General features: G+C 67.4%; 9 protein-coding genes. 5 read left to right on the top strand and 4 right to left on the bottom strand.

Going from position 1 to position 11,874, the window contains the following annotated elements:
- Positions 1-21: 21 nt before the first annotated feature.
- From ACESMY_RS14900 to ACESMY_RS14910, 3 genes are all read right to left on the bottom strand, one after another.
- Positions 22-1,182: a pyridoxal phosphate-dependent aminotransferase gene (locus ACESMY_RS14900; RefSeq protein WP_372785392.1), complete on the bottom strand. Its 1,161-nt coding sequence runs from the start codon at positions 1,180-1,182 to the stop codon at positions 22-24.
- Positions 1,183-1,433: 251 nt separating this feature from the next.
- Positions 1,434-3,899, bottom strand: a complete 2,466-nt coding sequence (locus ACESMY_RS14905; protein WP_372785393.1) for a TonB-dependent receptor plug domain-containing protein — start codon at positions 3,897-3,899, stop codon at positions 1,434-1,436.
- Positions 3,900-4,260: 361 nt separating this feature from the next.
- Positions 4,261-5,154: an EamA family transporter gene (locus tag ACESMY_RS14910; RefSeq protein WP_372785394.1), complete on the bottom strand. Its 894-nt coding sequence runs from the start codon at positions 5,152-5,154 to the stop codon at positions 4,261-4,263.
- Positions 5,155-5,336: 182 nt separating this feature from the next.
- On the opposite strand from ACESMY_RS14910, the gene lepB reads away from it, so the two are divergent.
- The 5 genes from lepB (at position 5,337) to parC (ending at position 11,100) form a co-directional block, all read left to right on the top strand.
- Positions 5,337-6,119: a signal peptidase I gene (gene lepB / locus ACESMY_RS14915; protein ID WP_372785395.1), complete on the top strand. Its 783-nt coding sequence runs from the start codon at positions 5,337-5,339 to the stop codon at positions 6,117-6,119.
- Entirely contained in the window at positions 6,116-6,820 is a 705-nt protein-coding gene (gene rnc / locus ACESMY_RS14920; protein ID WP_372785396.1) for a ribonuclease III, read from the top strand. Before lepB ends, rnc begins: the two co-directional genes overlap by 4 nt.
- Positions 6,817-7,749, top strand: a complete 933-nt coding sequence (era, locus tag ACESMY_RS14925; RefSeq protein WP_372785397.1) for a GTPase Era — start codon at positions 6,817-6,819, stop codon at positions 7,747-7,749. Before rnc ends, era begins: the two co-directional genes overlap by 4 nt.
- Before the next feature lie 173 nt (positions 7,750-7,922).
- Positions 7,923-8,654: a DNA repair protein RecO gene (gene recO / locus ACESMY_RS14930; RefSeq protein WP_372785398.1), complete on the top strand. Its 732-nt coding sequence runs from the start codon at positions 7,923-7,925 to the stop codon at positions 8,652-8,654.
- A gap of 196 nt (positions 8,655-8,850) precedes the next feature.
- Positions 8,851-11,100, top strand: a complete 2,250-nt coding sequence (parC, locus tag ACESMY_RS14935; protein WP_372785399.1) for a DNA topoisomerase IV subunit A — start codon at positions 8,851-8,853, stop codon at positions 11,098-11,100.
- Positions 11,101-11,148: 48 nt separating this feature from the next.
- Here parC and ACESMY_RS14940 read toward each other — a convergent pair whose 3' ends face one another.
- The gene (locus ACESMY_RS14940) at positions 11,149-11,868 is read right to left on the bottom strand and encodes a hypothetical protein (protein WP_372785400.1); all 720 of its coding nucleotides are present in this window, start codon (positions 11,866-11,868) and stop codon (positions 11,149-11,151) included.
- Positions 11,869-11,874: the final 6 nt, after the last annotated feature.

Genomic DNA, 11,874 nt, shown 5'->3' on the forward strand with positions numbered 1-11,874 from the left:
CGAAGCCGGGAGCCCCGGGCGTCACGTCCAGACCTTGTCCAGCGCCCCGCAGAAGGCCTTCATGTCCTCCATCGACCCCACCGTGACGCGGCTGGTGTTGGGCCAGATCGGCCAGGAGCGGCCGATCTCCACGTCCTGGGTGCGGAAGGCCGCCAGCATCTTGGGCGCGGGCACGGTCTTCCATTCGATCATGAACATGTTGGCGTCGGTTGGGACGACGCTGAGCCCGCGCTTCTTCACATGCTCGATCGACATGGCGCGGGCCTCCTGCATCTCCTTGCGCCGCGCGGCGATCAGCGGGGCGGCCGTCAGGCTGGCGGTGCCGCAGACCAGCGTCGGCAGGGGCAGGGCGCCCGACTGCATGCCGCCGTCGTAGCGCATCATCTTGTCGAGGATGTCGGGCCTGGCCATCGTGTAGCCGAGGCGCATGCCGGCCATGCCGAAGATCTTGGAGAAGGTCCGCATGACGATGACGTCCTTGCCCGCCGTCGCCATGAAGGAGCAGGTCGGGACGCCCGCGAAGTGGGTGTAGGCTTCGTCGATCAGCACGAGCGAACCGGCCGGCTTGTTGGCCACCAGCCACTCGATGTCGGCCACTGGCGTCACCGTGCCGGTCGGGTTGTTCGGCGTGCAGATGTAGTAGAGCCCGGCGTTGGGGTCGGCCGCCAGCATCGCCTTCACGTCATGGGTGTAGTCGGCCTTCAGCGGCACGCGCTTGACCGGGACGCCCAGCCACTCCGCGGTGCGGCCGGCGAGCTCGAAGGTCGGGTCGGCGGTGACCAGGCCGCGGGTCGGCGAGGTGAAGGTGACCACCGAGCGGGACAGGGGATCGCTCGAGCCCGGCCAGGGGGCGACATGGTCCTCGGGCACGCCCTCGACCTTGCTCACCGCCTTGATGAAGTCGCCGCGCTCATCCCTCGGGGAATAGCGATTGCCGTAGGGGATCATCGCCGCCGCGGCCGCCTGGCCCGGAGCCAGCGGCCCGGTCCAGCATTCGTTGGCGCCGATCCGGAATTTCGCCGAGGGCGCGGCGTCGGGCTTGCCGCCCGAGGCCCAGGCGGGCCGGCCGGCGGTGGCGGCCAGGCCCGCGCCGAACACCGCGGCGATGCCCATGAGGTGGCGGCGGGAATATCCCCGGACCAACAGGTCGTCCTTGGTCTCTTCGTTCAGCGTGTCGATCATTCCGTCATCTCGCTCTGCTGGTGCGCTTCACTGACGATGGGTGGGTTGGCCGGCCGCGGCGAAGCGGTTGGCATGCGAATCTTCTACGCGCTTCGCGGCGCCCGTCTCGGGTGGTCAGGCGACGAAGGTCGGAAGAGGCGGATTTGCCCACGGCGCCGCTCAGAATCTCATCAGCCGGCGGAGGGGGCGCCTCTCCCGGAACAGTTGACGGGTCCGTCAAATTGCCCCGCCGGCGCCCCCGCCGCCCGACCTCAGAACGTGACGACGACCTTGGCGTAGTAGTAGCCGCCGTTGATCCCGAAGGGAGAGAAGCCCATCGGGGCGTCATAGACGTTGCTGCCGTCCGCCAGGCCGCCGGTGGGCGGAAACTGGATGACGTTCGGCGTCTTCTGGTCGAACAGGTTGTTCGCTCCGGCCGAGAGCCGCACCGCGTTCGTGATCTGGAAGGAAACGTCCAGGTCGGTGATCCCCTTCACGCCGATCTTGTCGGTGAAATTCGGAGGCGCGCCGGTCCCGTCGGGACTGACGATCTCCGAGGACTCGCCGTAGATCGTCTCGCGCAGGCTGACCGCCCAGCGGTCCTTCACCCAGACGCCGCCCAGGCTGACCTTCTCGCGGGGCGAGGCGGTCGTCAGGTCGCTGATGGCGGTGGGCGACAGCAGGGCGCCCTGGGCCGCCAGCGGGGCCGGCGTCGGGGTCTGCTTGGTTATGGTGGTCTTGTTGTAGTTGGCCGCCAGCGTCCAATCGATGCGGCCCCAGGCGTCGAGGTCGGTGCTGTAGGCCGCTGTCAGGTCGACGCCTTGGGTGCGGGTGTCGGCGCCGTTGGCGAACAGGCTCACCCCCACGAAGGTCACCGTCGGATCGAGCACGTTGCCGTGCGCGACGATGGCGTTCAGCACCGCCTGCGAGATCACCGTGGCGCCGTTCTGGCCGAGGTAGAGGCCGGAGCCGATGATCCGGCTGCGGATCTCGATCTGGTAGGCGTCGAGTGTCACCGTCGCCTTTTCGATCGGATGGGCCACGAAGCCGACGCTGTAGTTCGTCGACTTCTCCGGTTTAAGCGGCGAGAAGCCGAGCAGAGCGGCGGCCGGCGAGTTGGGCGGAAGCTGCACCACCGCCGAGGTTGGGGACACGTTGGTGGCCGAATAGAACTCTTCAGCCAGCGTCGGCGCCCGGAAGCCGCTGGCGACGGTGCCGCGAAGCGCGAACATCGGACTGAAGTCGTAGCGCGCCGTGAGCTTGCCCACGGTCGTGTCGCCGAAGTCGTTGAAATGCTCGTAGCGCACCGCCGCGTCGAGCTTCAGGGCCTCCACCGGCGAGGCGGCGATGTCGATGTAGCCGGCGTAGTTGTTGCGCGTGTGCTTGCCCCCGTCGCTTCGCAGGAAGCCGGGATAGGACTGGCCGCCTTCCTTGTAGGTCGAGGCCGGATCGCCGGGCGTGATCTCATAGCTCTCGTTGCGCTGCTCGATCCCGAAGGCGACGTTCAGCGGCGTGGCCATGCCCACGTCGAAGCCGCGGGTGATATCGAGGTTGTTGGTCCATTGGGTCGTGGTGAAGGCGCCGTCGTGGAACTCGGTCGGCGTCGTATGGGTGTCGATGAACAGCGACCGGTTCGCCGAATTCAGGGTGGAGATGTCGTTCTTGTCCCGGCCGTAGGTGCTCGACAGGTCCCAAAGCCAGCCGCCCGCCTCGCCCTTCAGGCCGAAGGTGAAGGCGTAGTCGGTCTCCACCAGCCCTTCGCGCGGACTGAAGCCGTTGGGCGCGAAGACCAGCGCGCCGGGCGTGCCGATGCTGGAGCCGACGCCGAGGACCGGCGAGGCGACGACCCGGTTGGGGATCCGGTAGTTCTCGAAGGCCGAGGCCTTGCGGTAGCCGTAGCTGCCGAAGCTGTAGGCCTGGACCCCGCCGAAGTCGTAGCCGGCGTTGTAGAAGACGTTGTCGACCGTCGATTGGGCGTCGCCGACGATGTTGTTGAGGTTCGGAAAGCCGGGGGTCGCCGTGGTGACGCCGCTGCCGTTGTTGAGCAGGGCGCCGGAGACCGTGGAGATCCGCGCGTCGGTCCCGCCGCGACGGCTGAAGCCGTGGAAACGCGTCTCGCCGGTGATGTTGAAGAAGCCGTCCTTGCCGAGCGGCGCGCCGAAGTTCAGCGACAGGGCCCCGGTGTCGCCATCGCCCTTGTAGTACTGGCCGGCCGTGGCCGCGGCCTGCCCGCCGGATGCGGAATTCTTCAGGATGATGTTGACGACGCCGGCGATGGCGTCGGTGCCATACTGCGCCGCCGCGCCATCCTGCAGCACCTCGACGTGGTCGATAGCGTCCACCGGGATCAGGCTGAGGTCGGCGGTGGCCGCGCCCTGGTAGGGTCCGCCCAGCACGTGCAGGTTGGCGGTCGGGTGGCGGCGCTTGCCGTTCACCAGCACCAAGGTGTCATTGGGGCTGAGGCCCCTCAGGCGCGCCGACAGCGTCAGGTTGGCGGTGTCGCCGCCCAGCGCCTCGGCGGTGAAGGAGGGCACGATCTGGGCCAGGCCCTGAATCAGGTCCGGTTGGCCGACACGCTTCAGAGAGTCGCCCCCGACCACCTGGACCGGAGCCGGGCTGTCGCTGGCTTTCAGGCCGGTGACGCGGGTTCCGGTGACGATGACTTCCGAGACGGCGCCGCCTGCGTCTGCATCAGAAGCGACAGCATTTGAAGCAATACCTGCCATAAGCGCGACCATGCTCGCGCTGATATAAACATTCCTCAAGATGAGCCCCCACTTGTTGTTATGGAAGCCCTTCGGATGTCTCCCACCTATTCATCGATAGGTTGACAGGAAGGATGAGCGATTGCTGAGGAGTGTCTACCGGTTATCGAACACCGTATCCGAATACGCATATTTTGCGAGATTTCCGGCTTAAAATTGAACAAAGGGGCGCCCGCGATTTCGGCGCCCGGGGCCGGGCGCCCGGTTTTGAGGCGGCGCTATCGCGCCCGGGGCAGATGGCGCCTTTCGGACGGGCGCGTATCCGTCCGGGGACGGAGGTTTCAGCCTGTCCCCACCGCCACAGGCGTCCGGCTTCGGTGGGTCGAGAAGCCGATCAGCGCCCGGCGGCGCGCCGCCGCCACATGGGCCACAGCGTGTTCAGCGCCAGGCCGCTCAGCACCAGGCCCGCGGCGGTGAGCTTCCAGGCCGACAGCGGCTCGCCCAGCAGGATCGCCGAGGCCCCCATGCCGATCACCGGCACCAGCAGCGAGAGCGGGGAGATCGTCGCGGCCGGATAACGGTCGAGCAGCCAACCCCAGGCCACGTAGCCGACGAGCGTGTTGCCCAGCGATTGCCAGAGGACCGCCGCCCAGGTCCCGGGCGTCGCCTGGGTGATCCCGTGGACGATCGCTGGCCAGCCGTCGAAGACCAGGGCGAGCGCGATCAGCGGCGGAATCGCGAACAGGCTCGACCAGACCACGAAGGCGAGGACACTCTCGGTCTTGGCCGCCCGCTGCACGGTGTTGCCGCCGGCCCATCCCAGGGCGGACAGCAGCACCAGCCCCAGGCCCAGCGGCGTCACCTCGGCGCCCGCGTGGACCATCAGCCAGCCGAGCCCCGCGGCGGCCAGCAGCAGGGCCGCGAGCTGGTATCCCCGCAACCGCTCGCCGGTCAGGGCCATGGAAAGCCCGATGGTGAAGAAGGCCTGGGTCTGCACCACCAGCGAGGCCAGCCCCGGCGAGATCGAGCTTTGCATGGCGATGTAGAGCACGCCGAACTGCACGACCCCGATCAGCAGTCCATAGGCCGCCAGCATCCACATCGGCGTGGCCGGGCGCTTGATGAAGAACAGCGCCGGAAAGGCCGCGAACACGAACCTGAGGGCCGCCAGGGTCAGAGGTGGCAGGTGCGCCAGCGCCAGCTTGATGACCACGAAGTTGGAGCCCCAGATGGCGATCGCCAGAAGCGCCAGGAGGGCGTGCAGGGGTTTGAGCGCGGGGCCGGTCATCGGCGCCTTGTGACGGGACGCGGCCCCGTTGTCACCCCGCGCCGGGGTCACCTGAGGCGTGCGAAACTATCCCGGCGAACCGCGCATGAGCTTATCTTCACGGGCACAAAACTTGCTCCGGCGGCAGGCAACGCGTAGCAACGGCCCGTCCGCGACGGCGGGCTCAATTCCAAGGACCATCTATGAGTGAGACCACGCAGGCTTCAGCGCCTCCCGAAAAACACGGCGCGATGGCCGAGATCGTCGAGATCGTCAAAACCATCGTCTATGCGCTGCTGATCGCGCTCTTCCTGCGCGTGCTCTTCTTCCAGCCCTACACGATCCCGTCGGCGTCGATGGAGCCCAACCTCTACCAGGGCGACTACATCATCGTGTCGAAGTGGACCTACGGCTATTCGAAGCACTCGATCCCGTTCAGCCCGCCGCTGTTCTCCGGCCGTCTCATGGAGAAAAAGGCGCACCGCGGCGACATCGTCGTCTTCAAGCTGCCGCACGACAATTCGACCGACTACATCAAGCGGGTCATCGGCCTGCCGGGCGACCGCATCCAGATGAAGCAGGGCCTCTTGTTCCTCAACGGCGTGCAGGTGCCGCGCGTCTCGCTGGGCACGGTGCGCGAGGATTCCGGCTACGGCTTCCTGCACGACGTCACCCGCTACCGCGAGACCCTGCCGGGCGGGAAGACCTACCTGACCAACGACTTCGGCCCGACCGGCGACCTCGACAACACGACCGAGTTCCTGGTGCCGGAGCACCACTATTTCATGATGGGCGACAACCGCGACAACTCCTCCGACAGCCGGGTTCCGCCCGAGGCCGGCGGCGTGGGTTTCGTCCCGGCCGAGAACCTCGAAGGCAAGGCGCAGATCATCCTGCTGTCCTGGAGCGCCGGCGCCTCGATCTTCAAGCCCTGGACCTGGGTGATGAACCTCCAGCCCAGCCGGTTCTTCCACCTGCTTCAATGAACACGCGCGTCGCCGCGGTCGCCGAGCTCGAACGCCGCATAGGCCACAGCTTCGCCGACCGCGAACTCCTCGAGCGCGCGCTCACCCACGGCAGCGTGACCAAGGGCTCGGCGAAGATCCGCGACAACGAGCGGCTGGAGTTCCTCGGTGATCGGGTGCTGAACCTGGTCGTCGCCGAACAGCTCATGCGGCTCAAGCCGGCGGCGGCCGAAGGCGAGCTTTCCAAGCAGATGAACCAGCTCGTCAACTACCACGCCTGTGCGGACGCCGCGCGACGGGCCGGCCTGCGCGATGCGATGCGGGTCGACGCCAGCGCCACCAAGATCGGCGCCCGCGACAACGATCGCGTGCTAGGAGACGCCTGCGAGGCGCTGATCGCGGCGCTCTATCTCGACGCCGGCTTCCAGGCCGCCCGCGACTTCGTCCTCAGCTTCTGGGACGAGGCCTTCCAGAACCTCGACGCTCCGACCAAGGACCCCAAGACCATGTTGCAGGAATGGGCCATGGCGCGCGGCCTGCCGGTCCCCAACTACCGGGTGATCAAGCAGGAGGGCTCGGCGCATGAGCCGGTGTTCACCGTGGAGGTGGGCCTGCCTGAGCTGGAGCCGATGACCGCGGTCGGCGGCTCCAAGCGCGAGGCCGAGCGCCTGGCGGCCGACGCCATGCTGACCCGGCACGTCCCCCAGGAGGCCAAGGCGTGACCCGCGCCGGCTTCGCCGCCATCATCGGCGCGCCCAACGCGGGCAAGTCGACGCTCACCAACCGCCTGGTGGGCGCCAAGGTCTCGATCGTCACCCAGAAGGTGCAGACCACCCGCTTCCCGGTGCGCGGCGTGGCCATGGAAGGCGACGCCCAGATCGTGCTGGTCGACACGCCCGGCATCTTCCAGCCGCGCCGCAAGCTCGACCGCGCCATGGTGCGCGCCGCCTGGGGCGGGGCGCAGGACGCCGACGTCATCGTCCACCTGGTCGACAGCGTCGCCGAGCTGAAGGCCCCCGAGCCGGGCGCCACCTCGGCCGACAAACGCTCCGCCATCGACGTGGACTCCATCGTCGAAGGCCTGAAGACCTCCGGCAAGACGGCGATCCTGGCGCTCAACAAGATCGACGGCATGAAGCGCGAGACGCTTCTGGCCCTGGTCAAAACGCTTTTCGACACAGGCGTCTATTCCGAGGTCTTCATGATCTCCGCCAAGACCGGAGCCGGCGTCGACGACCTCAAGGCCCGGCTCGCCGAGCTGATGAAGGAAGGACCCTGGTTCTATCCGGCCGAACAGACCGCCGACATCCCGGCCCGCCTGCTGGCCGCCGAGATCACCCGCGAGAAGATCTACCTGCGCGTCCACGAGGAGCTGCCCTACGCCGCCGCCGTCGAGACCACCGCCTTCGAGGAGCGCAAGGACGGCTCGGCCCGCATCGAGCAGACCATCTATGTCGAGCGCGAGAGCCAGCGCCCGATCATCCTGGGCGCCAAGGGCCAGACCCTGAAATGGATCGGCCAGAAGTCCCGGGAGGAGTTGAGTGAATTGCTCGACCGCCCGGTCCACCTGTTCCTGCACGTGAAGGTCGACGAGCGCTGGGCCGACAAGCGCGAGTTCTACGGCGACGTGGGGCTGGACTTCGACGCCTGACGCCCGCCGCGAAGCGGCAAGAATTCAACCACGGAAAACACGGAAAGACACGGACCCGTGGACCCCGCTGCTGGCCGGCGATCATTCTTGGCGCGCTGCGCGCTTTCCGTGCTCTTTCCGTGTTTTCCGTGGTTCCCCTTCTTCCGCTACTAACGGGCTGATGGAATTCCCCCATGGAGTTTGAGGACGACGCCTTCGTGCTTTCGGCCCGCCCGTTCGGCGAGGCGGGGGCGATCGTGGAGCTGTTGACCGCCGCCCACGGCAAGTACGCCGCCCATGTGGCGGGCGGCGCGTCGCGCAAGATGAAGCCGTTCCTGCAGGCCGGCGCCCAGGTGCTGGTCCGCTACCGCGCGCGGGTCTCCGACCAGCTGGGGTCGGCCAGCCTGGAGCCGGTGGGCGAGGGGCCCTCGGCGCTGTTCGACGATGCGCTCGCCCTGGCCGGGCTTTCCGCCGCCGCCGCGGTCGCCGCCGGCGCTCTGCCCGAGCGCGAGCCGCATCCGGGGGCCTACCTGGCCTTCCAGGCGCTCTCCGAGGCGCTGGCCCACACCGACTACTGGCCGGCGGTCTTCGTACGGTTCGAGGCCGGGCTGCTGCAGGAGCTGGGCTTCGGCCTCGACCTCTCCAAGTGCGCGGCCACCGGAACCACCGACGACCTGATCTATGTCAGCCCGAAGACCGGCCGCGCCGTCTCGCGCGCCGCCGGCGAACCCTATCGCGACCGGATGCTGGCCCTGCCGCCCTTCCTGCTCTCCAGCCAGTCGCGGCTGGAGGACGGCGACGTGGGCGCAGGGCTCGCGCTCACCGCCCACTTCCTCGAGCAGTTCATCTTCAACCCGATCAACCGCCCCCTGCCGCCGGCCCGCCTTTGGCTGGTCGACCGGCTGAGCGACGCGGGGCGGCTCTAGGCGCGAAGCGCAAGGAAGAGCGACCACGGAAAACACGGAAGGCACGGAATTCGAGGGCCAACCCCCCAGTTCGTAGCCATGGCGGATCGCGCTTCGCGCCTTCCGTGTGTTCCGTGCTTTCCGTGGTTCAAATCCCTACGCGTCGGCCGCCGCCGGCTCTAAGTTAGGGCCTCACCCTATTGTTGATTCCCCCACCATGACCGACGTCCTCACCACGCCCCCGCCGCCCGGCGACCGGATCATCGACGAGCCGCTGACCGAAGCGCTCAGCCGGCGCTATCTGGCCTATGCGCTCAGCGTCATCACCGACCGGGCGCTGCCCGACGTCCGCGATGGGCTGAAACCTGTGCAGCGGCGCGTGCTCTACGCCATGCGCGAGATGCGGCTGAACCCGGACGCCGCGGCCCGCAAATGCGCCAAGGTGGTGGGCGAGGTGATGGGCGGCTACCACCCGCACGGCGACCAGTCGATCTACGACACGCTCGTCCGCATGGCCCAGGACTTCGCCCAGCGCTATCCGCTGGTGAACGGCCAGGGCAACTTCGGCAACATCGACGGCGATAACCCCGCCGCCATGCGCTACACCGAGGCCAAGCTCACCGAGGCCGCCACGCTCCTGCTGGAGGGCATCGACGAGGACGCCGTCGACTTCAAGGCGACCTACGACGGCCAGGACACCGAGCCGGTCGTCCTGCCCACCGGCTTCCCCAATCTGCTCGCCAACGGCTCGACCGGCATCGCGGTCGGCATGGCCACCTCGATCCCGCCGCACAACGCCGCCGAGCTGATCGATGCTTGCCTGGCTTTGCTCGCCGATCCGGACGCCACCACCGCCGAGCTGATGGCCCACGTCAAAGGCCCGGACTTCCCGACCGGCGGGGTGATCGTCGAGCCGGCCGCGAGCCTGCTGGAGACCTACGAGACCGGCCGGGGCGGGGTGCGCCTGCGCGCGCTCTGGACCAAGGAGCCGCTGGGCAACGGGACCTACCAGATCGTCGTCACCCAGATCCCCTACCAGGTGAAGAAGGCCGACCTCGTCGAACAGCTCGCCGAGCTGATCGAAAACAAGCGCGTGCCCCTGCTGGGCGACGTCCGCGACGAGAGCGCCGAGGACGTCCGCCTGGTCCTCGAGCCCAAGAGCCGCAACGTCGAGCCCGAAGTCCTGATGGAGAGCCTCTTCAAGCTCTCCGACCTGGAGAACCGCTTCAGCGTCAACCTCAACGTCCTCGACGCCCGCGGCACGCCCGGCGTCATGGGGCTGAAGCAGGTCCTGAAAGCCTTCCTGGACCACCGCCGCGAGGTGCTGGTCCGCCGGGCCCGCCACCGCCTGGCGAAGATCGAGGCGCGCCTGCACATCCTCGACGGCCTGCTGATCGCCTACCTCAACCTCGACGAGGTGATCCGCATCGTCCGTTATGAGGAGGACCCCAAGGCGCGGCTGATCGAGACCTTCGACCTCTCCGAGCTGCAGGCCGATGCCATCCTCAACACCCGCCTGCGGCAGCTCGCGCGGCTTGAGGAGATGGAGCTCCGCCGCGAACACGCCGAGCTCGCCGAGGAACGCGACGGCATCGTCGGCATGCTGGCCAACGACCGCGCCCAGTGGAAGCTGGTGGGCGCGGGGCTGAAGCACACCCTCACCACGCTCGGCGCCAACACCACGCTGGGCCGGCGCCGCTCGATCTTCGCCGACGCGCCGGAGGTCGACGCCGAGGCCGCCATCGAGGCGATGATCGTGCGCGAGCCGATCACCGTGATCCTCTCCGACCGCGGCTGGATCCGCGCCGCCAAGGGCCGTATCGACGATCCTTCGGAGCTGAAGTTCAAGGAGGGCGACAAGCTGGGCTTCCTGGTCCCGGCCGAGACCACCGACAAGCTGCTGGTCTTCGCCTCCGACGGCCGGTTCTTCACGCTCGCCTGCGACAAGCTCCCGAGCGCGCGGGGCCACGGCGAGCCGCTGCGCCTGATGATCGACCTCGACGACCGCGTCGGCATCGTCGACGTCTTCGTCCACAAGCCCGGCGCCCGGCGCATCCTGGCCAGCAAGGAAGGCTACGGCTTCATCCTGCCGGAAGACGAGGCCATCGCCTTCCGCCGCGCCGGCAAGCAGGTGCTGAACGCCGGCGCAAAAGGCGCCGCTATCAGCCTGCCGCTAGGCTCCGCCGACCACCTCGCGGTCATCGGCGACAACGGCAAGATCCTGATCTTCCCCACCGCCGAACTCCCCGAGATGCCGAGAGGCAAGGGCGTCAAGCTCCAGGCCTACCGCGAGGGCGGCCTGCGCGACGCGCTGGCGTTCGCCGAGGTGGACGGCGCGTCTTGGATCGACGGAGCAGGCCGCACCTTCCAGTGGGACGCCTGGCGCGAATGGCTGGGCCGCCGGGCCGGGGCGGGGAAGCTGACGCCGAAGGGGTTCCCGGCGACGAAGCGGTTTAGGCCGCGGTAGGGGCGGCGCAGGCCGGTACAGCTAGAGGCCGTGGGGCGGGCTATGCTCTTAAGGAGCTTCTTCGCCGACGAGAATACGGCGTAGTTTCGATTCGCCGCTCGTTCCGGGTGGGAAGTACTCGGTGTTGAAGGCCCGGTCGGGTAGAGGCACCCGCTCCAGCAGCGGCAAAAACTTGTCGCGCATTACCACCCGCCCCGGCACCGTGGCTTGGAGGTAGAAATGTCCCAGTGCTCGGATGAGAGCGCGCACACCATTTGTGCGATTCAACATTTGTCCTCGGCGCTTGGCGTCCCAGGCCTTCGGCCAGCGTTCACGCACAGCATAAAAATATTCCGAGACAGTTCGCGCAATTTCCAGATCTCGATCGTCAATAAACATCTGGCGGAAGATCTGTTTCTCCGGATCGGACGGTGGAAGAAGACTACGCTTCCGAATTAATGCGTCGCGGTCGGCTTTGGGATCAGCCGATATATAAGGCATTAACGTGTCGACGAAATTCGACTGAGTTATGGGCTCAAAGTCGCGGCCCTCAGTAGCAAATCCCAATCGTTTAATGCGACGATCGAACGGTCCACCTTCATCGCGATCCAATGCCACCGCGATATTGTGACAAGTCTTGAATGGACTTCTAGTCTTTGCGAGTGAAAAGATCAAAGGGCCGACAAAGAAGGTCCCCATCGAAACGATGAGGGTTACCGTTAGCTCGCGACCGGCTTCTCGACGTGCTATCGGCGGTGCCGACAGCACGTCGGCAATGAATTTTCTCATCGGGGC

This window comes from Phenylobacterium sp. (assembly GCF_041691455.1).
Classification (GTDB): domain Bacteria; phylum Pseudomonadota; class Alphaproteobacteria; order Caulobacterales; family Caulobacteraceae; genus Phenylobacterium.

Coding starts and splice junctions, on each gene's coding strand:
- ACESMY_RS14900 (WP_372785392.1), bottom strand. CDS start 1,182: ATGATCGACACGCTGAACGAAGAGACCAAGGACGACCTGTTGGTCCGG.
- ACESMY_RS14905 (WP_372785393.1), bottom strand. CDS start 3,899: ATGGTCGCGCTTATGGCAGGTATTGCTTCAAATGCTGTCGCTTCTGAT.
- ACESMY_RS14910 (WP_372785394.1), bottom strand. CDS start 5,154: ATGACCGGCCCCGCGCTCAAACCCCTGCACGCCCTCCTGGCGCTTCTG.
- lepB (WP_372785395.1), top strand. CDS start 5,337: ATGAGTGAGACCACGCAGGCTTCAGCGCCTCCCGAAAAACACGGCGCG.
- rnc (WP_372785396.1), top strand. CDS start 6,116: ATGAACACGCGCGTCGCCGCGGTCGCCGAGCTCGAACGCCGCATAGGC.
- recO (WP_372785398.1), top strand. CDS start 7,923: ATGGAGTTTGAGGACGACGCCTTCGTGCTTTCGGCCCGCCCGTTCGGC.
- parC (WP_372785399.1), top strand. CDS start 8,851: ATGACCGACGTCCTCACCACGCCCCCGCCGCCCGGCGACCGGATCATC.
- ACESMY_RS14940 (WP_372785400.1), bottom strand. CDS start 11,868: ATGAGAAAATTCATTGCCGACGTGCTGTCGGCACCGCCGATAGCACGT.